This is a genomic window from Bacillus sp. V3-13, assembly GCF_002860165.1.
Lineage (GTDB): Bacteria > Bacillota > Bacilli > Bacillales > Cytobacillaceae > Bacillus_BJ.
In genome coordinates, this window is record NZ_PGUZ01000018.1 from 15,310 (window position 1) to 35,513 (window position 20,204).

Annotated in this window: 18 protein-coding genes and 1 riboswitch; of the genes, 1 reads left to right on the forward strand and 17 read right to left on the reverse strand. The window is 44.1% G+C overall.

Going from position 1 to position 20,204, the window contains the following annotated elements:
- From CU633_RS07715 to CU633_RS07760, 10 genes are all read right to left on the reverse strand, one after another.
- Positions 1–3,009 carry an ATP-binding protein gene (locus CU633_RS07715; RefSeq protein WP_101659148.1) on the reverse strand — a complete coding sequence of 1,003 codons (3,009 nt, stop codon included), beginning with the start codon at positions 3,007–3,009 and terminating at the stop codon, positions 1–3.
- A 19-nt stretch (positions 3,010–3,028) separates the two neighbouring features.
- Entirely contained in the window at positions 3,029–4,246 is a 1,218-nt protein-coding gene (locus tag CU633_RS07720) for a metallophosphoesterase family protein (RefSeq protein ID WP_101659149.1), read from the reverse strand.
- 374 nt (positions 4,247–4,620) lie between these two features.
- On the reverse strand, positions 4,621–4,824 hold the full coding sequence (locus CU633_RS07725) for a hypothetical protein (RefSeq protein ID WP_101659150.1): 204 nt from the start codon (positions 4,822–4,824) through the stop codon (positions 4,621–4,623).
- On the reverse strand, positions 4,802–6,565 hold the full coding sequence (gene thiC / locus CU633_RS07730; protein WP_101659151.1) for a phosphomethylpyrimidine synthase ThiC: 1,764 nt from the start codon (positions 6,563–6,565) through the stop codon (positions 4,802–4,804). The genes CU633_RS07725 and thiC overlap by 23 nt, the downstream gene beginning before the upstream one ends.
- Positions 6,562–7,218, reverse strand: a complete 657-nt coding sequence (thiE, locus tag CU633_RS07735) for a thiamine phosphate synthase (protein WP_101659152.1) — start codon at positions 7,216–7,218, stop codon at positions 6,562–6,564. The genes thiC and thiE overlap by 4 nt, the downstream gene beginning before the upstream one ends.
- Positions 7,211–8,017, reverse strand: coding sequence for a hydroxyethylthiazole kinase (gene thiM / locus CU633_RS07740; protein WP_101659153.1), 807 nt, complete (start codon positions 8,015–8,017; stop codon positions 7,211–7,213). The genes thiE and thiM overlap by 8 nt, the downstream gene beginning before the upstream one ends.
- Before the next feature lie 2 nt (positions 8,018–8,019).
- Entirely contained in the window at positions 8,020–8,832 is an 813-nt protein-coding gene (gene thiD, locus CU633_RS07745; protein WP_101659154.1) for a bifunctional hydroxymethylpyrimidine kinase/phosphomethylpyrimidine kinase, read from the reverse strand.
- A complete protein-coding gene (thiW, locus tag CU633_RS07750; protein ID WP_101659155.1) occupies positions 8,801–9,322 on the reverse strand; it encodes an energy coupling factor transporter S component ThiW in 522 nt (173 codons plus the stop codon). Before thiW ends, thiD begins: the two co-directional genes overlap by 32 nt.
- A 118-nt stretch (positions 9,323–9,440) precedes the next feature.
- Positions 9,441–9,555, reverse strand: a riboswitch (TPP riboswitch).
- A gap of 215 nt (positions 9,556–9,770) precedes the next feature.
- Positions 9,771–11,024 (reverse strand): ABC transporter permease, encoded by a 1,254-nt coding sequence (locus tag CU633_RS07755; protein ID WP_101659156.1) that lies wholly within the window; start codon positions 11,022–11,024, stop codon positions 9,771–9,773.
- Positions 11,017–11,916 (reverse strand): ABC transporter ATP-binding protein, encoded by a 900-nt coding sequence (locus CU633_RS07760; RefSeq protein ID WP_101659157.1) that lies wholly within the window; start codon positions 11,914–11,916, stop codon positions 11,017–11,019. The genes CU633_RS07755 and CU633_RS07760 overlap by 8 nt, the downstream gene beginning before the upstream one ends.
- A 147-nt stretch (positions 11,917–12,063) precedes the next feature.
- Between CU633_RS07760 and CU633_RS07765 the strand changes: the two genes are divergently transcribed.
- Positions 12,064–12,249: a YhzD family protein gene (locus tag CU633_RS07765; RefSeq protein WP_101659158.1), complete on the forward strand. Its 186-nt coding sequence runs from the start codon at positions 12,064–12,066 to the stop codon at positions 12,247–12,249.
- Positions 12,250–12,587: 338 nt separating this feature from the next.
- Here the strand turns inward: CU633_RS07765 and CU633_RS07770 are convergent, their stop codons facing one another.
- From CU633_RS07770 to CU633_RS07800, 7 genes are all read right to left on the reverse strand, one after another.
- Positions 12,588–13,379, reverse strand: coding sequence for an enoyl-CoA hydratase (locus CU633_RS07770; RefSeq protein WP_101659159.1), 792 nt, complete (start codon positions 13,377–13,379; stop codon positions 12,588–12,590).
- Positions 13,380–13,623: 244 nt separating this feature from the next.
- Positions 13,624–14,040 carry a hypothetical protein gene (locus CU633_RS07775; protein ID WP_101659160.1) on the reverse strand — a complete coding sequence of 139 codons (417 nt, stop codon included), beginning with the start codon at positions 14,038–14,040 and terminating at the stop codon, positions 13,624–13,626.
- A gap of 85 nt (positions 14,041–14,125) precedes the next feature.
- A complete protein-coding gene (locus tag CU633_RS07780; RefSeq protein WP_101659161.1) occupies positions 14,126–14,506 on the reverse strand; it encodes a hypothetical protein in 381 nt (126 codons plus the stop codon).
- A gap of 570 nt (positions 14,507–15,076) precedes the next feature.
- On the reverse strand, positions 15,077–16,696 hold the full coding sequence (locus tag CU633_RS07785; protein ID WP_180954909.1) for a long-chain fatty acid--CoA ligase: 1,620 nt from the start codon (positions 16,694–16,696) through the stop codon (positions 15,077–15,079).
- 225 nt (positions 16,697–16,921) lie between these two features.
- On the reverse strand, positions 16,922–18,436 hold the full coding sequence (locus CU633_RS07790; protein ID WP_101659163.1) for a coproporphyrinogen III oxidase: 1,515 nt from the start codon (positions 18,434–18,436) through the stop codon (positions 16,922–16,924).
- A 129-nt stretch (positions 18,437–18,565) separates the two neighbouring features.
- A complete protein-coding gene (locus CU633_RS07795) occupies positions 18,566–19,438 on the reverse strand; it encodes a Cof-type HAD-IIB family hydrolase (RefSeq protein WP_101659164.1) in 873 nt (290 codons plus the stop codon).
- A gap of 210 nt (positions 19,439–19,648) precedes the next feature.
- Positions 19,649–20,005, reverse strand: a complete 357-nt coding sequence (locus tag CU633_RS07800) for a YlbF family regulator (RefSeq protein ID WP_101659165.1) — start codon at positions 20,003–20,005, stop codon at positions 19,649–19,651.
- Positions 20,006–20,204: the final 199 nt, after the last annotated feature.

Consider the following 20,204-nt stretch of genomic DNA (forward strand, 5'->3'; position numbering starts at 1 on the left):
TTATTGCTGCCAGACACGAACCCTGGCCTCTTCCCTGAGTTGGATGACCTGTTTATCGTCAAAGCTTGATAGGAGGTGCTGGTGGCAAGTGAAAAAGAGAATTTGATTACCCTCAACCCGTTGCAAAAGTTCCAAAACCTTTTTGGTTCTTTTATAATCAAAATTCACAAAGCTGTCATCAATCAGGATTGGAAAATGAAGTTTTTCGTATAAGACTGTTGCCAGTGCAAGCCTTAAGGATACATAAACTTGTTCGGCTGTCGCCTGACTGAGCTCATTCGCTTCAAACAAAATGCCATCAGACCGTTCGACCAGGAATCCTTGTCCTTGCTGCTGCGGAAGAATCCTTATGTAGTTTCCTTCTGTTAAAAAGCCTAAAAATTGCTCAGCGTGATTAAGCACTTTCGGCAGCTTGTCATTTTTAAAATGGTTAGCCGTTTTTGCAAGTAAATCCTTTGCGATCGCATATTTTGCCCATTTTTTTGCCTCTTCGTTCAACTCGGCTTTCTGAAGCGCAAATGTATGGAGAAGGTTGGCATATGATTCTCCATCTTCAAGCTGGTTAATCTCGTGCCTCACATCTGCAAGCTGGCTCTGGAGACCCGCAAATTCTTTCTCAGTTTCACCAAGTCGTTTTGTTTGATTGCGTATTTCTGCATCGATATCCTCTATTAATAAAAACGATTCTATCTCTTCCGCCGTGATCGTAGTTATTTTTAATTGCCTTGAAATGGTGTCTAATTCGTCTGACAGTCTCTCTTTTCTTTCTGAATCATGGGCAAGCCTGCGGAATTCTTCTGTCGTAGCTGCCTTTGCCAAATTTAGCAATTTGGCTTCTTCATCTTTTATGCCGGCCAGTTCAGTCTCCAGTTCCTGAAGTTCTTCTGTTAATTCGCTTAGCTTTCCCTGCTTTTCGTCGTATTGAATCCGTTTTTCATGCTCTGCTTTGACTTTGTTGCGCAGCATCAAGGCAGCTTCCCGAATCGATAGATCACTATTTTTTAAAAACTTGTCATTTAAAGTTTTAATCCGGGTTTCTATTTTTTCAAGGGAGCTTGAAGCGGTTTTATACTGTTCCGTTATATATTGCTTATCCCGATACGCTGTTTTCAGCTTTTCAATCAACTGGAATGCATCGTTTAAATACTTTAAAGCAATATCGTCCGGCAGCAGCAACTCCTGCCCAAGCTTTTCAAGCAATTTGTTATGGTTGATTGCATCTTTTTCCCATTGCTCAAAAGCGGAAATCACCCGTTCGTATTGCCCATTTTGCTCTTCCCATTTAATATGAAGCAATTGGTACTTTTCCCTCAGCTGCAATTCCTTTTCAAGTTTTTCGGCTAATAATGGCTGTTCTCCTTTCGCAAGATCAGCAAGCTTGTCTTTTAAGATCTGTTCCTTTTTAAGCAATTGTTCAATTTCAACGCCAAGCTCCTCCGTTCTAAACGAAGCCGTACTCTTACGGAACGAAATCAGCACTGCCAATGCTCCAATAGCCCCGGCTGCGGTTAGCAGCCACTCGCTGCTCGATATCCCCACTATGATTATAGCAGCAAACAACGCGGTGAACGCTGCCCTTTGCATCGTGAACAGCTTTTTTTCTTTGGCCGCCCTGCCCACTTCCTGTTTGTAGGCATTTTGCCGGGATGCCAGACGTTCTTGCAGCTCAGCGAGCCCAGCTTGAAGATCCTCCTGTTTTTCCGTACGGGCAGCCCGCTTTTTAAGCTCCTCCAGTTGATCGTCCGGGAGGAGTTGGGTTTTGATATCTGTAAGCTGCTGTTCCAGGCTTTCAAGCCCGGCCTTTTCTTCATTAAACCTTCGGTCAAGATCATCCTTTTTTATTTTCAGGCGCTCTTGTGTCGAGTGGGCGTCAGTGATCTTTTCTTTCATAAATATACTTGTGTCGAGCTTTAACAAGTCTTCTTCTTCAACTGTAATATGGAGTTTTTCCCGTAAAGCTTCAACTTCCTGTTCCAGTTTCTCCAGCTGTAACTTGTATTGATGTTGCTCCTGCCTTAATTGTTCATATAAAGGCAAACTTTCTGAAGCATTCATGATTGCCGATTCACTGTTTAATAGATCGATAGCCGGGGATAAACCGTCGAGCTGTGAAACGGTTGCTGAAATCCGTGCAGTTAAACTTTTTTTGCGGCTTTCATATTGTTGGGCTTTATTTTCAAGATGCTCAAGCCGTTCCGCTCCGTCAACCGGAAACTGGAGATTTTCGTACTGTTTTAGTTCCTGCTTGATAACCGCTTGCTTTTTGACAACTGGATAAAGCTTTTTCCATTCTTCGAGTTTATTGATCTGTTTTTGCAGGATTGCATTTTCTCTGCTGAGATCGGCGATGCTGTTTTCGATGATTTCTTTTTCGTTAAGCAAATCCGAGTATTTACCATTTTGTTGTGCAGCTTTAACAAGTTCGCCATGAAGATCGCGGAGCTTCTGTAATTTTTCATTAATGATTGGCTTTTTGCCATTTGGCTTGAAAAGCAGCTCCATTTCCTTTTGCAGGCTGTTTTCTGCAATGAGCAGCTTGTCCGAGCCTACAGCGCCCGCAGAGAACAAAAATCTGCCCAGGTCTTCACTTTTAATGGAATGAACATTTTGCAGGCGATGCAGATTGAACGAAAAGATCGATTGATATAAATATTTATCGATATGGGAAAGCAAATCCTGAAGAAGTTCTTCCCCTCCATATGTACCATCCTCAAGCATTACCGAGACATCTCCGGCTGCTTTGCCTTTCACCCGCTCAATGACGGCTTTTCCCCGGCCTGAAAACAGGACTGTGAGCTGTCCGCCGTATTTGGCAGAGTTTTTTGGTTCATAGCGGAGCTCGGCTTGCTGTTTAGTTGGAAAGCCAAATAGAATACTATGTATAAACGACATAATAGTCGATTTCCCTGCTTCATTTTCCCCATAAAAAACCTGGAAGTCCTGCAAGCCGGTAATTCTTGTATTCTCCAGCTTTCCATAGCCGTAAATATTGATTTCAAGTATTTTCATAGCGCCAGCCTCCCTTCCGTTATTGATACAGCAAGCGGATCAGCAATTGTTCGGATTCCTTTAAAAGCGCTGATTGCTCATTTTTCGTTAAACGTTCGAGGTATTTCCTTGCAGCAGGATGGCTGTATAAGGAAGACAGGCTTTCTTCAACGTCATGATACTGATCGATAATATTAAATAATTCACCGTAAAAATCAGCTTCGTTTTTCAATCGATCCCTGTCCCAATCGATTCTTTCCTCTAATTGAATGGAAGCTGTCCAGACGAATGACTCTTCATCCCTCTCTTCCTCCTGCAAAACCTCAAGCAGTTCCCCGGCAAGAACATTCGTTTGCGTTTCAAACGACACGTTTTTTAAAGTGATCTCTAAAATAGTCCCCAGTTTTTCATGGCGATGGTCTTCAAGGACCGTGCGGCAAAGCTTGTATACATCCTCAAACGTTGCCGCTTCTGATCCAGCCAAATCCAATTCTGCTTTTTCCCAGATCACATCGGAAGCCGGAATAAATTCAAGATTTGTGCCTGTACCTGCCAATGAAACGCAGTAACAGCCTTTCATGCCTGTTTCCTTCTTGTGGCGGCCTTGAATATTTCCGGGATAAACGACCGCCGGCATTTCCGAAAGCACCAACCGTTTGTGGATATGGCCCAATGCCCAGTAATCTAATTCCTTTTCGATCAGTTCTCTTAAATGGAACGGCGCATAGTTGCCGTGATCACTGCTTCCATCATGATTGCCGTGCAGGATGCCAATATGAAAGTCCGCACCAGTTTTTTTCACATAATCATTGATCCTGCGTTCAAAAACATGTTTTTTTGCATAGCTGAAACCATATAAATGTACGCTCGTACCATCACTGGCGGTATACTTTAATACTTCTACATTTTCTCTGAAAATATGGACATTTGCCGGCATATTAAGCTCGACCCATGAGCCGCCTAGATGATCATGGTTGCCATGAATCATATAAACCTGGATGTCGTGCTGGAAGAGCCTGTCCATCTCTTTCCTGAACCGGGTTTGGGCCCGAATGCTCCGGTCCTCGCCGTCAAATATGTCACCGGAAATGATCAAAAATTCGACCTGGCGCTTGATCGCCTCATCCGTTATTTTTCGAAAAGCCTGGAATGTGCTCTCCTGCAGCCGTGCAAAAATTGCTTCCGGTAGATGCTTCAATCCGGACATCGGGCTGTCCAAATGCAGATCGGCCGCATGAATAAAGGTTATCTTTTTCATCAATAATTCCTCGCATCCGCTTTTTCTTCATTTTAACATTTTCAAAAAGCGAATGCACGTTCTTATAGGAGAGTGTTTTTTTCACGGAGTGGGCTGGTCTGGGATCAATGTGCCTGCAATCTCCCAACAGTAGTTCTACTGCTGCAAATAAGTTATGATATTACATAAGAAAAGCGCAAGCGCCTTGGTCAGCCCCGACAAGCGCTGGAGGGCCTGACAGTGAAGTCGCTTTTTGACTTCATTGGCAGGACCGAAGCGACTCGAGGGGCTAGGCGCTGGAGCTGGACATCGAAACGCCCAACTATATTTAGAAACGTTTATACTTTCCTATAGCTTCAAAAAAACCCCGCCACAATTCGGCGGGGTTCGCATTACTAATAATAACAGACTTCGACCTTGCAGCATTTCGTACATTTCCGGTAACCTTCAGCTTCAACGAAAACATGGCTGCAATTTTGTTGAATCGTGAAAATACATTTTTCAAGCTTGATAATATTATTTTTAAGCTGTTCAATTTCCTTTCTTAAATCAGGGACAGTATCTGCGCCATGCGGATTAGCGATAAAGGGAAGATCCATGTTCGACAAACTCCTTTGCCTTTTCCTTCATTCCTTTTTCAACCAAATCGTGGTCAAACTCACCTTCAGTTGTTCCCCGCTTGCGAATGTCGTGGGAAATTCTCATCGAGCAGAACTTTGGACCGCACATCGAACAAAAGTGGGCCGTTTTCGCACCTTCCGCAGGAAGCGTTTCATCATGGTATTCCCGGGCCCGCTCCGGATCAAGCGATAAGTTAAACTGATCATTCCAGCGGAACTCAAAGCGTGCCTTTGAAAGGGCATCATCGCGGATTTGCGCTCCCGGATGCCCCTTTGCGAGATCAGCTGCGTGAGCGGCAATTTTATAAGCAATGACACCTTCACGAACATCATTTTTATTTGGAAGCCCGAGGTGCTCCTTAGGAGTTACATAACAGAGCATTGCCGTGCCGAACCAGCCGATCATCGCTGCGCCGATCGCCGAAGTAATATGGTCATAGCCGGGGGCGATATCGGTTGTCAGCGGCCCCAGTGTATAAAATGGTGCCTCCTGGCAGATTTCAAGCTGCTTATCCATATTCTCCTTGACTAAATGCATCGGCACATGTCCCGGACCTTCTATCATCACCTGGACATCATGCTCCCAGGCAATTTTCGTCAGCTCCCCCAATGTTTCAAGCTCGGCAAATTGGGCTTCATCATTGGCATCGGCAATCGAGCCCGGCCGGAGTCCGTCCCCAAGTGATACTGAAATATCATAGGCTTTGAGAATTTCACAGATTTCCTCAAAGTGGGTATACAAAAAGTTTTCTTCATGATGGGCAAGGCACCATTGCGCTAAAATGGACCCTCCTCTTGAAACGATTCCGGTTGTCCGCTTTGCTGTCATTGGAATGTAGCGCAGCAGAACACCTGCATGAATCGTAAAATAATCAACGCCCTGCTCGGCCTGCTCAATTAATGTATCACGGTACACTTCCCAATTGAGATCCTCGGCGATACCGTTTACTTTTTCCAATGCCTGGTAGATCGGAACAGTGCCGACAGGAACAGGAGAATTGCGGATAATCCATTCCCGGGTTGCATGTATATTTTTCCCGGTGGACAAGTCCATAATTGTATCCGCCCCCCATCTGGTCGCCCATGTCATTTTTTCAACTTCTTCTTCAATCGAGGAGGAAACTGCCGAATTGCCAATATTCGCATTAATTTTTACATGAAAGTTGCGGCCGATAATCATCGGCTCACTTTCGGGATGATTTATGTTCGCCGGGATGATCGCCCGGCCACGCGCTACTTCAACTCTGACAAACTCCGGATCAAAACCTTCACGGATGGCGATATACTCCATTTCCGGAGTGACGATTCCCTTTTTTGCATAATGCATCTGCGTAACTGCCCGGCCCTGCTTCGCTTTCAACGGCTTGGCGGCGGTATTGGGAAAAATGTCGATCTTTAGCGCCTGATCTTCCCTTTTGTAGCCGTTATCTTCCGGCCTGACAGACCGTCCGGTGTATTCCTCTACATCCCCGCGATCAAGAATCCAGCCCCTTCTATGAGCGGGCAGCCCTTGATGAATATCAATCTTGTAATCCGGGTCCGTGTATAACCCGCTCGTGTCATAAACCCGTACAGGGCTGTTTTCCTCTTTTTCTAAAAAACCTTCCGTCGGCTGCAGGGAAATTTCCCGCATTGGCACTTTGATGTCCTCTCGTGAACCTTGTACATAAACCTTCTTGCTTCCCGGAAATGAAGTGTGTAGTTCAATTTCGTTTTTCATCGTCTTTCAGCCTCCTGTTTGTTTGTTAGATTAAACCTTTCCTTCATGAGCTTAGCCTGTTCAGTACGGTTGGCAGCACGATGAATCGCAGAAATGACGGCAACGCCCGCCAACCCTTTCCCTGCCAGCTGATCGATGTTTTCCAAATTGATCCCGCCAATCGCTACCGCTGGCAGGGAGACCGTTTCAATAATTTGTTCCAATGCACCGGCTTCCAGCAATTCCGCATCATTTTTAGAGGATGTTGCGAACATGGCACCGATTCCGAGATAATCTGCTCCCGCTCTTTCTGCTTCAAGAGCCTGTTCAACATTTTTAACAGACACGCCAAGCATCATTTCTTTCGGGATGAACGAGCGGACGGCATCAGCCGGAATGTCTTCCTGGCCGAGATGGATTCCCGCTGCGCCTACTGCCAATGCAATATCGACTCTATCATTGATCACTAATGGAACCTGGTATTCTTCAAGCATCTGCTTCAGCTTTATCGCTTTCGCAAAAAAATCTTTTCCGGATGTATTTTTCTCCCTCAACTGAACTAGCGTCACACCGCCTCTGACCGCCTCTTCCACCGAACTGACGAGTTCGTCTGCCGGGAGGCCGTCTGTTGTCACTAAATATAGGTTCAGCAAATCAGCAACACTTCTATTCACTTAACCTCACTTCCTCTCTCCATACGTCTCCGTCGATTAATGAAATTTCATCCCAGAGCCTTGTTTTAAAAGTTCCGAGACCCTCACCAGGAGCGAGTGTTCTGGCGGCCCGTTCCCCGCAGATGCCCATTGTCGAAATGCCGGCTACAGCTGATAAGAAAAGGTTATCGCTTGATCCTGCAAAGCATCCTATCAAAGACGCTGTCGTGCAGCCTGTTCCGGTAATCTTCGTCAGGAGAAGGTCGCCGTTCGCGATGCTGCAAGTTTTGTCTCCATCCGAAATGTAGTCTGTTTCGCCGCTCACGACGACAATTGTGTTAAAACGCAATGCCGCTTTTTTCGCTGTATTGAAAGCCGATTCCGAAACCTCACCGGCATCAACCCCTTTTGTGCTCGCGGCTATGCCTGCCAGACTGGCAATTTCACTATGATTGCCGCGGATAATTGCGAATCGAACCTCGTTTAGTAACGACGCTGCTTTTTCATTTCGGTAATTCGTTGCGCCAACCCCGACCGGATCGAAAATAACCGGAATCCCGAGTTCATTGGCCCGCTTCCCGGCATTTACGATCGCAGAAAAGGAACTGCTGTTTAACGTCCCGAAATTGATGACGAGGGCGTCCGCATGAGCAACCATTTCGGCCGTTTCTTCCGGGCTGTCTGCCATGACCGGCGAACCGCCGATCGCCAGCGTCACATTGGCACAGTCGTTGATCGTCACGGCATTCGTAATATGGTGGACAAGAGGGTGCTTTTCTTTTAACTTTTGAAAAAGCTGTCCAATTTCGTCTTTAAGCAAGGCTATTCCTCCTTCAAGGCAACTGAATTTTCTTCGTACAAAGCGTAGAAATGGTTGGTCGGCCCATTCCCATGGCCAATGTTGAAGCTGTGTTTAATCGCACCGGTGATATACTCTTTTGCATTTTTTACAGCTTCAACAACCGGCAAGCCTTTTGCGAGATTCGAGGCAATCGCAGAAGACAGTGTACAACCTGTTCCGTGCGTGTTCTTCGTGTCAATTCTCTGTTCACTAAAAATATGAAACTCATTTCCGTCAAACAAGATATCGATAGGATCCCCGGACAGATGGCCCCCTTTCAACAGGACCATTTCCGGTCCCAGCTTTTTTAATTCCAGGCATGCGTCTTCCATTTCCTCCACGCTGCGAATTGTTTGCTGGAGCAGCACCTCTGCTTCCGGCAAGTTGGGAGTTATCACTTTTGCAATTGGAATGATCTGTTCTTTTAAAGCATCGGCAGCTTCGCGTTGAAGCAAATGGTGTCCGCTTTTTGAAACCATAACCGGATCGACGACGATATTGGATGCCTTTACACTGTTCAGCGCATCGGCAACAGTCGTAATAATGGTTGAGGTTGACAGCATGCCGATTTTCACAGCATCAACGGTAATGTCTTCATATACCGCCTCAATTTGATCTTTAATAATCGCCTCAGGAATATTGGCAATGGAGCGCACTCCTGTTGTATTTTGTGCTGTTACCGCGGTAATCACCGACATTCCGTACACACGATGGGCCGCAAACGTTTTCAAGTCTGCCTGGATGCCGGCCCCGCCGCTGGAATCAGAACCTGCTATTGTGAGTGCTGTTTTCACGTAAATCCCTCCCAAAAGGTACTTTTTTCAAAAATACATTGACAATGATCAAACCTATTGCAGCTCCAGCCAGGGAACTAAACACAAATGCCGGGATAAAGCCGAACAAGGCGGCATCCTGGCCAAGCAAGAGAACAGCAATCGGATAGCAAGCCACGGCACCAATGATTCCAGTTCCGATGACTTCCCCTGCAAAGGCCATGTACGTCTTCTTTGTTTTCATAAACAACCAGCCGGCCAGACAAGCGCCGATCATGCTGCCCGGAAAAGCAAACACCGATCCGGTCCCGAGCATGTTTCTGAGCAGCGAAACGGTAAATGCCTGCAGGACGGCATAGTAGGGACCGAGTAAAACCGCGGAAAGCACGTTAATGAAGTGCTGCATCGGAAACACCTTGGCGAAGCCGATCGGGATAAAAAATGCATGGCTTGTCAGCGTACCCACTGCGACAAGCAGCGCGGTTAAGGTAAGCTTTCTTGTTTTTCCCATAAAAAAATCCCTCCAGTGTAATTAGGCACTGGGGGGATGGAATGGCAAACCGGAAGCTTAGCGACATTTTGCGGAGAATGCAAAAAGCAGACTCCAGCAATAGAGTCTGCGTATGTACGGTTTCGACAATACACTTCCCTACGCTGGTACTAACCAGATCAGGTATAAGGGTCAAAGACATAAACGGGTCTTAATCTCAGCCGGCCACGCATCCGGCACCCCCAGTGATAAATATTATGTTATTTTTATAGCTACTATAACATAACTTTTTCTTTTTGCAAACAGCCTTAAATTGTCGAAAGGCTTCGAAACTATTATATGAAAGACGTACAAAACCGATCATGGCGCGCTTATGCCAACCGTAAAAAACTTTTTCCTGTTCAAAGAGAAGCCCCCCTTTATGCAGGGCCATCGCATCGATAGCCATGCTGTAAAGCGGGGACCACAATTAATTCTTTTTCGTAAGCTGAAGCGCTTTTTTAATATCCTTGAACGAGTTTGACTTTCCGTACATTAAAACCCCGCCCTTGTAAACGCGTGCTCCAAATACGGCTAACAAAATAATCGTTAATAAAAGAATCGCGATGCTAAGGAGCGGTTCCCAGACTGGCAGAGTAAGCATTCCGACACGCATAAACATTAACATCGGCGCAAAAAAAGGAATGTACGATGTGACCGTTACAAACGAAGCTTCCGGCTGGCTTAACCCTGTTATCGCAATCATAAAGCCCGCTACGATGAGCAGCGTCATCGGCGTGATCATTTGCTGGACATCCTCAATCCGGCTGACAAGCGAACCGAGAAATGCAGCCATCGTTGCGTAAAGGAAATAACCGAGCAAAAAGAAAATAATGGCATAAATAATCGTCGCGAGCGGCGTTTCCCCAAATCCAAAAAATTCAAAGAAGCCGCCTTTCATCGTCTCAAGGTTTTGCTCAATCGCAAAATATCCAACCGAAACCATCACCAACAACTGCGTTAAGCCGAGCAGTGCCACTCCTAAAATTTTCGCAAACATTTGCTTGATCGGTGAAACACTTGAAATCAGGATCTCCATGACACGGGAAGATTTTTCAGTTGCTACTTCCATTGCAATCATACTTGCATACATGATCACGGAAAAATAAATCACAAACAGCAGGACGTAAACGAGTCCTCTTGCCTGGTTTAGCTCCTCTTCCGTTTTTGCGTTCTCCTCGAGGGCAATCTTTTCAAAAGTAACTGGCTCGTACAGCCGGTTCAAATCCTCGGAAGAAAGATTGATTTGCGAAGCAGCCATCATCGTTTTCAACTGCTGCAGCGCGTTTTGCAAATCTGCTGAATCAGTTGAGCCGGCGATGCTCATCGCTTTATAAGTGGCAGATGGGAGCCGTTGCTCATCCAATGACAAAACAAGAAGACCCGCGAATTCTTCCTTTTCAACAGCGGCTGCAGCGTTGGATTCAGAACCAGTGTACTTAGTCAGCTTTATTGTGTCATTCGCCGAAGCAAGCTGTTGTTCAAAAGGTTCGTACAGCTCTCCGCTCTTATCAAGTACGGCGATCGTGTCAGCTTCATCGTCCCGATTAAAAAAATCGATGATGTTTGACATATTGGTCAATCCGATCACAATGATCAGCGTGATCAGGGTCGTTACAATAAACGACTTCGTCTTCAGCTTGCTCCAGTATGTATGAAAAAGAATAATCCAAAAGTTATTCATAGGAAGCACCTGCCTTCTCGATAAAAATATCATTTAAAGAAGGCTCTTCTAAAACAAATTTTCGCACAAACCCCTTTTTGGCTATTTCGGAAAACATTTGTTCCGCAATCTTTTCTCCTTCAATTTGCAAATGAATTCCTTCAGTTGTTTGTTTCGCCTTCGTCACCCCGGGAAAACCCTTCAAAAAGTCCAGATTGAAATCGGCATGAATAATCAAATTCTTTTTTCCGAATGAACGCTTTATTTCCTTGAGGGCGCCCATTACGACTGGTTTTCCGTGATGCATGATGCATAAATGCTCACACATCTCTTCGACATGCTCCATCCGGTGGCTTGAAAAAACAATCGTCGTCCCGTTTTCTTTTAATTCAAGAACAGCTTCCTTAAGGAGCTCAACATTAAGCGGGTCAAGGCCGCTGAACGGCTCATCGAGAATGAGAAGCTTTGGTTGATGGATGACAGCGGCGATGAATTGAATTTTTTGCTGATTCCCCTTTGAAAGTTCCTCGATCTTTTTATTCTTGTACTCAGGAACTTTGAAACGATCCAGCCAAAAATCAAGCTCATGAATGACATCCTGCTTCTTCATTCCTCTCAGTCTCGCAAGATAAACAATTTGATCTTTTACGGTCAGCTTTGGATATAATCCTCTTTCCTCTGGGAGGTAGCCGATCAAATGGCTCGTCGAATAGTTGATCGGCTTGCCATCCCAGGTAATTTTGCCATCACTCGTATCGAGCAGGCCAAGGATCATCCGGAATGTTGTCGTTTTCCCGGCTCCATTCGCTCCTAAAAAACCAAACATTTCTTTTTCAGGAATAAGAATAGATAAATCATTTACCGCAGTGAAGCTTCCAAATCTTTTTGTAACATGGTCAAGCTGCAAAGCCATCTTCATTCCTCCTCTACCATATTTAGTACGGTTAACTATTTTAAAAGTTCCCTTTCTCTTAAAAGAAGTTTAGCTTTGCACAGAGAACGAAATTATGCAAGAATAATAGTAAATTAATCTGAATTTTTAAAACAAAGGGGTTATGGTATGAGAACGTATAAATTGACGGCTTTTGAGAAAAACGGGGAAAAGATTTTGGATGAAGCTTTTCAAGCCAACAATGATGACGAAGCTAAAACGGCTGGCGAAAAAATGCTCGAGGAAAAAAATCTTCTGGACAAAACACACCGCTGCACATCACCAAGCGGAAAACTGCTATTGTTTCATCCGTAACAAGAAAAGCGCAAGCGCCTTGATCAGCCCCGACAAGCGCTGGCCGACTAAGATCGCCACGTCCTGTGGCAACGTCGGCACTAGTACGTCCTGTACGTCGGACGGCCTGACAGTGAAGTCGTTCTTTGACTTCATTGGCAGGACCGAAGCGACTCGAGCTGTGAACATCATCGCTTGTACCAAGCCATGATGTTCACAAGATACTCAGGGAAGAAAGTCAGGGATGAAAACTGGCTGGGCGCTGGAGCTGGACATCGAAACACCCAACTATATTTAGAAACATTTATACTTTTGCTATAGTTTAAAAGCAAAGGATTGTTCCTTTGCTTTTTCCAGCCTTATTTCCCAATAAATTTTGGCTGCCTCTTTTCCAGAAATGCCTGGATTCCTTCCTGGTGATCGCGGGTTTGTCTCACTTTATATTGTCCATGCTTTTCGAGTTCCAATGTTTTTAAAAGATGCGGCCGATTTCTTTCTGCCATGATTTTCTTTGTTTTTACCATCGCCTGAATAGGGCGGTTGAGCCAGTCATTTAATTTTTCTTTTAAAGCATCTCCAATTTCACCATCTGCAATCTCCTGGATAAGCCCCAATTGCAAGGCTTCATCTGCAGACATGATTTTGCCATCCCAGATCAGCTGCTTTGCCCTTGTTTCGCCGAGACGGCGTTCAAGGAAAAAGTGCGCGCCTCCATCCGGGATCAGGCCGATTCCGATAAAATTCATGGCAATTTTGCTTGTGCGCTCCGCTAAAATATAATCGGTTGTTAATGCAAGGCTTAAGCCAAGTCCTGCAGCTGCTCCATTAATTGCGCTTATCGTCAGTTTCGGCATGCTGTACAGAGTAACAATCAACTCATTAATACAATCCATCACATGAAGGAAATCGCTTTCATCTATGCCCAAAAGCATCGACTTAATGTCACCGCCGGATGAGAAAGCCCTGCCGTTTCCTTTAAGCACCACAATGTCAACATCATCATAAAGGCTTAATTCTTTCAATTTTACAGCCAATTCTTTGATCATTTCTTTATTGAGGGCATTTAAAGTTTCGGGACGGTTCATTTCCACGGTTGCAACCCGGCCATCCACATGGATGTTTACCGTATTGGTGGCAAATTCAGTCTTCATTTGATCTCCTCCTTTTCGACTCCGGTCTCTTTTTCTATTATAAAGCGAGAGAGCTGAATAAAAAAACAAATTTTTCGAATAATTTTAAACATTTGATAACGAGTTTTCACATGCAAGCATATTAAAAATAAGACCAATAGAGAGAGGGATCAACGTGACAACTTACCGGGCTGGAGCAGACAGTTATTTTAGGATCATATAGTACCATTTACAGTTATTAACAATTATTATACTGGTAATAACTTTAATTAGATAAATTGTATTTGACGCTTTGTGATATATAACTTTTACCTTGTTCGTTTCTACTGAATACTTGCACCGTTACATGTTCATCGTCCTTCCAATGGAAGTCAAAATAATCTATTGCTTGAACATCATTGACTTCGAGTTCTTTATATTTATCTAGAACGCTTCCATATTCCCCATAATAAATACGAAGAGAATGAAATGCTGGTTCAGTTGTTCCTTCTTTTGCGTCTGTAAATTCTTTATACATTTCTTTAATTTCGACTATATTAACCTTGTTTGGAGATGTACTTACAGAAATTGAAAAATCACCAATAATTTCAGGTTCATTGTTAATTTGACGTTCATTATACCAATAGGTACCAGCGAAAAATAGACATAGTGCTAATAACAAAACGCCTACTGCTCTAGACAATACATCACACCCTATAAAAAGTAAATTACGTCTATTTTATCATAATTATTTATTTACAGATAAGAGTCACCGTTGTTTTTAAGGTTCAGATAGGAACATTATATGGGTAAGTGCTTCCTCCTTCAGAATACCCATCAGAGATAACCCATCCACCGGGTTGAACAGCAGTAATTACGGCATCTCCAGAGAAAATTCTTGACTGTCGGTGCAAAACCTTGAAAGCATAATCACTGAGGAAAGGAGAACCATATTGAGGTGAATAAGCATGTCTCAAGAATGCACTAGTAGCATGCTCCGGTTTAACATAGCCCTGTCTCCAGCCGTTCGGAGAGTAGAATCCGATTGAAACAGCACCATTTCCTTCGCTGAAATGTCCATAATAAGAAAATAATTCATTAGCATAAACTGACCCAACTTGATAACCCCAAGAAAGAAGGCATCCCATAATCAGAATAAACTGGAACACTAGCACCTTTTCGATTAATACACAATGTAGACATATTTGTTTCCTCCTGAGTGTGTTTTGTTAGCCCTAAGGCCGCAATTTGTTGTGATTTATTTCACATAATATTTATATCTGTTTGAATAAATCTTTCATTTTTTGTTCTACCTCCGCATATTTATTTTTGTTACATAATCATAAAGAAGGTTTTACGGTGAGTTTCACAACCCACTAATATTTTTTAGTCCTTGGTATGTTGGCATAGTTACCTTTGAATAAAAGGGGGGGCTGTACAGAAAGTATTATTTCAGCCGAAACCTTGATAAAAGCAAAACCCAAGAATGCTGTTAAATCAACATTCTTGGGTTTTTAGTTTGGGTCATTGCTACTCTTAAATGGACTTTTTAGACAGCCCCTTCTTTTTTAATTTAATCCGTTTATACTGGAACCGATCCTGATTGGAACAGTAAAGTTATAAGTTGTTAGATAAAAATAACTATGCCACCCCTTTAATAGGGAAGCGATTCACAAAGGTCATCAGCTTCAAAATGAAAAGGCCTGGGACCACTTCAGCGTGCCCTGGCCTTTTTATCATTAATTTCTTTGCAAAATATCCTTTTGCACATGATCACGCAGCGTTCGCTTCAGGAATTTCCCCACCGATGTTTTTGGGATTTCCTCCATAAAAATGACTTCATCGGGCAGCCACCATTTCGCAAATTGTGGCTCGAGGAATTGCAACAATTCTTCCGCTGACGTTTTTCCTTTGTAGGCATCCTTTAAAACCACGCAGGCTACCGGACGTTCCTGCCATTGTTCATGTGGCACCGCGACAACAGCTGCCTCAAAAACAGCTTCATGGGCCATCAACACGTTTTCCAGATCAACGGAAGAAATCCATTCGCCGCCACTCTTGATCAAATCCTTCGTCCGATCAACAATTTTCACGAACCCTTCCTCATCAACAGTTACGACGTCACCTGTATAAAACCAGCCATCCTTGAATGCTTCAGACGTCCGCTCATCCTTATAATATTCGGAGGCAATCCAGGGGCCGCGTAACGCCAGCTCTCCCATTTCCGTACCATCCCAATTTACTTCCCCGTCTTTGCCAATCACCTTCATCTCTAAACCAGGAACTAAAATGCCCTGCATCGCTTTAATATTTATTTTTTCATCTTTGGATAGTTGTTCCTGATAGCTCTTAAGGTTCGAAATCACGACAAGCGGGCTTGTCTCAGTAAGGCCGTAAGCATGCATAAATGGGATGTGATGTTTCTGCTCAAACGCCTGAATCATCCCTTTCGGTGCTGCAGCTCCACCACATAGCACGGATCTTAGGCTGCTCATGTCATATTTCTTTTCATCGAGCTCTTTTAACAGGCCAAGCCATATCGTTGGTACTCCCGCTGTAATGGTCACCTTTTCCTGTTCAATTAGTTCGGCGATCAGCTTCGGAGTAAAATATGGTCCCGGCATGACGAGAGTTGTTCCAAACCAGACTGCGGCAAATGGAAGTCCCCAGGCATTAACATGAAACATCGGAACCACTGGAAGCGCAATATCCTTCTCACTCACTCCTGCTCCATCCACCAAACCGAGAGCCATGCTATGGAGGACAATTCCCCGGTGTGAATAAACTACTCCCTTTGGATTGCCGGTTGTGGCTGATGTATAACACATACCAGCCGGAGCATTCTCATCCAAATCATCCGGAAATTCATAACTGGCATCTGCGTCAGCAAGCAGTTTTTCATAATGATAAACCGGCTCAAGTGTCGTTTCCGGCAACTCTTCTTCATCGGTCATGATGACATAAGCCTGAACGGTTGTAAATTCACTGTGAATTTTTTCGATCAATGGCAATATATCGGAATCTATCAACAGCACTTTATCCTCGGCATGATTGACAATATAAGCAATATGCTGTGGAGACAGTCGTATGTTAATTGTATGAAGCACAGCCCCGCTGCAAGGAATCGCAAAATAGGCCTCGAGGTGGCGGTGATGGTTCCACGCCAATGTGCCTACCTTATCACCTCTTCCAACACCGAGCTTTTCGAGGCCATCTGCCAGCCGCCGCGTTCTTTCGGCAATTTCTTTGTAAGTAAACCTCTTAATGCCGCTTGCTGTTCTGGAAACAACCTGCTTTTTTGGAAAATACTTTTCTGCCCTGTTAATCATTTGCGTCAGTGTTAAAGCTGTCTGCATCATCAAAAATCCCCTCCTATTTAAGTAATCGCTTTCATAATAGTCTATAAATCTTGTTTTTAATTCATTCTCCACATCCGCAAAAATTCCTCTACTCTTTTGAATTTTCAAAAACTTTTATTCGTGAATTTTGTATATCGTATTTATCCCGGTGTTTTTTTTCTCGGATCGAAATAGCATTCTGAACCGTCTTTATCATTTTTTAAAAGCAAAAACTCCCGCTTTTACTCAGGCAGGAGCTTGTTCCCGGGAAAATAATTCTTTCAGGATGTTCAGTTTTTTATCAGTACAATCCGTAAAGCTTTCATTATAAGTCTTCGGATCCTTTGGGTTCGCGAAATGGGTGATTTTTCCTGTATGCGGATCAATAAACTTGCTAGCCGCTCCGCAGCCGAGGCCGATAATCGTTTGCTGTTCTTCCATAATCATGATGTTATAAATGCTCTCCTGCTTCGGGAATGCATACCCGACATTTTCAAGATTGCCGAGTATGTTTTTTTGCCGGTACAGATAATAAGGCACATAGCCATATTTCTTCGTCCAATCTTCGGCCATATTCATCATTCTTTCCACTTCAGATCGGTCCGCAACCTTGTATTTTTGCTTGTTTTTCGTCATTTCGGACGCCCGTTTAAATGACAGGGTATGAACCGTCAATGACTCCGGCATCAGCTTCTTTGTCTCGCTTAAAGTGTGCGCAAACTCTTCTGTACCTTCGCCGGGAAGCCCGATGATCAGATCCATATTGATATTGTTCATATCCATATTTCGTGCCAGGTGGAATTTTTCAATCGTTTCTTCAACGGTATGATGGCGGCCAATCGCCTTCAGCGTTTCCTGGGTATACGATTGGGGATTAATACTGATCCGATCGATGTTCCATTTTTTTAATACTTCAAGTTTTTCAGGGCTGATCGTATCCGGACGCCCCGCCTCGACGGTAATTTCGCGGATATCCCGGACGTTTGGAAATGAGCTGTACATTTCCTCATAAAGCATATCCATCTCTTCTGCTGAAATGCTTGTTGGCGTGCCTCCCCCGTAATAAACCGTCGTAATCCGGATATTATTTTCCTTCAGCCATGCCCCTATTTTACGGATTTCATAGTGCAAGCCGCCGAGAAAGGAATCGACTGAGCCTTGCCTTCCGTTAATGGCATAAGCCGGGAATGTACAATAGGCACATTTTGTAGGGCAGAAGGGGATGCCGATGTAGATGCTCACTTCCTCCTGAAGCCGGTAAAGATCAGGAACAGCGGCAAGCTGCCGGTCAACAATTTGCTGCATCAACTGAATCTTTTCGTCTGAAATCAAATAATCCTCCTGAAGCTGCTTATGCGCTTCTTCACGCGGGATGCCATCCTGCAATTTGCGGTGCAGCAGCTTTGTCGGCCGTACGCCGGTCAAAATGCCCCATTTTTGGACGATGCCGGTATGCTCTTGCAGAACCATCAAAAAGACATGCGAAACGGCAGTTTTCATTTTCTTGAAGCGCTCCTTTTCCGTGTCCTCGCCGGCTAGTTCCTTTTCGAAAGATGCATGATAATGATTTCCGGATTGATCATTGAGGACCGCATTCACCTCAATCTTTTTGGCTTGTTCATGAAGCTGAAGCTCTATCGCCAAATCAGCATTTTCGCCGTCTCCAAGTAAAATTTCTGTTTCTTCAAAAAAGAGGTTCGCGATTAATTGAAGCGGCCTGGAGAAACGTTCATCCTCTATTCCTTTTATATAAATTTGCAAAGCAATCACCTTTCAAATATAAGCTTTCTTTAGTTTACTGAATCGGCTAATTGCGGTCAACTTGCGGCAGCCATGAAAGCCTCCGCAAAAAGAAAGAGCACCCCAAATTTGGAGCGCACTATGCATCAACTATTTTTTCAGGATATTCATCTTTTTCAAAAAATCGATCCGGTGCTGTTTGCGGAAATGCTCCTTCACCATGTAAGAAACCCCGTGATCATTATTGGAGCGGGTCACCCAATCTGCTGCTTTTTTCACTTCATATGGCGCATTGCCCATTGCTACACCAAGGCCTGCCGCTTCGATCATCTCAATGTCATCAAGAGCATCTCCGATGACGACCATTTCTTGCCGTGCGACTCCCAGCTGCTCGCCTAAATAAATCAACCCGTTCAATTTTGATACGCCGGATGCAACAATGTCGAGACGCAGATCAGATACTTTTACAAAATCCACCTCGGAAAACATCGACTTCATCGCTTTTGTTGAATCTTCCAAATCCTCTTCATGTTCAAAATACACTTCTATTTTAGGCGGTGCCACTTGCTGATCAACCAGGGCTTCACTCAAAATTTCAACGAATTGCTGGGAATAAAAAACGGGATCACCTGTTGTAAATACTGTTTTAGCCAGCATGTTATGATTGAGCTTATATTTATTCGCAATCGAAAACCGTTCATGAACAAGACGGATCTGGCATGGAAAAGCTTCGAGCAGCTGGACGATTTCAAAGGTGATATCTTCCGCGATCCGTTTCACGAACAGGGGCTCTTTTTCAAAAGGGCCGGAAATATACCCACCCCTGTGGCTGACAAGCAAAGAATTTATTTTTAAAGCCCTGGCGGCTTTTTTTGCAGATGGAAAGCTCCTTGAGGTAACAAGCGTGACATAGATGCCTTTTTGCTGAACATAGTCTATCGCTTCTTTCGTGGATTTATGGAGTTTTCCGTTTGATTGTAAAATGGTGCCATCAATATTTAAAGCAAGCAAACGGTAAATCATCATCGTGCCCCCTATTCTTTGGTGTCACTCCTTATAACAGGTTTATGAAACCTTGACGGGGAATAGAACATGCTTTAAAGAAATCGTCATAAACGGAATTAACAATCTCGACGACTACGCAGCCTGCTCAGGCTTTTTTATGAAAAAAAGACCCCTGTCCAGGGGCCTTTCATAACAGCGTTGCAGTCTGCTCCAACAGTTGGAACTCTGTTACTGATTTTCCATCTTTCCATACAGTTCTTCGAGCGGCTTCATGATGATCTGATTCAGTTCGGAAATTAACATGCTCATCCGCTGTTCCGCTTCCATCAGTTTTGAAATTTTTTCGTGCTGCTGGACGAGAGCCACTGCTTTCTGGGCATGGTCTACTTCATCCTGAGTAATTTCCTGGCCCATCATTTGTTTTTGCTGTAATTGCATTTGGATGTTGCGAAAGTTTTCAAACATTCTTCGGGCCGAATCATCTGCATTTACTTCATCATAAATTTTTTTCAGTAACATATATTCATCGCTGCCACGAACAGCTTTTTCAAGATCATAGGCAGAATCATACAAATTGATCGCCAAAGATACCACTCCTTTTCCAGCGGGAATTCCACTACACTATACCAAACTATGCAGCAAAAAGCGAGCGCGTTCACCCGGGACCGTTTTACAACAATCCCCGCAAAAATCCCTTTTCATAAATCCCAGTATTTACAAACCTTTTTCAACCCCCAGCCGATTGCTTACTACAAATGTTTCACAAACCAGCCTGCCGGTTCAT

Coding starts and splice junctions, on each gene's coding strand:
- CU633_RS07715 (WP_101659148.1), bottom strand. CDS start 3,009: ATGAAAATACTTGAAATCAATATTTACGGCTATGGAAAGCTGGAGAAT.
- CU633_RS07720 (WP_101659149.1), bottom strand. CDS start 4,246: ATGAAAAAGATAACCTTTATTCATGCGGCCGATCTGCATTTGGACAGC.
- CU633_RS07725 (WP_101659150.1), bottom strand. CDS start 4,824: ATGGATCTTCCCTTTATCGCTAATCCGCATGGCGCAGATACTGTCCCT.
- thiC (WP_101659151.1), bottom strand. CDS start 6,565: ATGAAAAACGAAATTGAACTACACACTTCATTTCCGGGAAGCAAGAAG.
- thiW (WP_101659155.1), bottom strand. CDS start 9,322: ATGGGAAAAACAAGAAAGCTTACCTTAACCGCGCTGCTTGTCGCAGTG.
- CU633_RS07755 (WP_101659156.1), bottom strand. CDS start 11,024: ATGAATAACTTTTGGATTATTCTTTTTCATACATACTGGAGCAAGCTG.
- CU633_RS07760 (WP_101659157.1), bottom strand. CDS start 11,916: ATGGCTTTGCAGCTTGACCATGTTACAAAAAGATTTGGAAGCTTCACT.
- CU633_RS07765 (WP_101659158.1), top strand. CDS start 12,064: ATGAGAACGTATAAATTGACGGCTTTTGAGAAAAACGGGGAAAAGATT.
- CU633_RS07770 (WP_101659159.1), bottom strand. CDS start 13,379: ATGAAGACTGAATTTGCCACCAATACGGTAAACATCCATGTGGATGGC.
- CU633_RS07785 (WP_180954909.1), bottom strand. CDS start 16,696: ATGATGCAGACAGCTTTAACACTGACGCAAATGATTAACAGGGCAGAA.
- CU633_RS07795 (WP_101659164.1), bottom strand. CDS start 19,438: ATGATTTACCGTTTGCTTGCTTTAAATATTGATGGCACCATTTTACAA.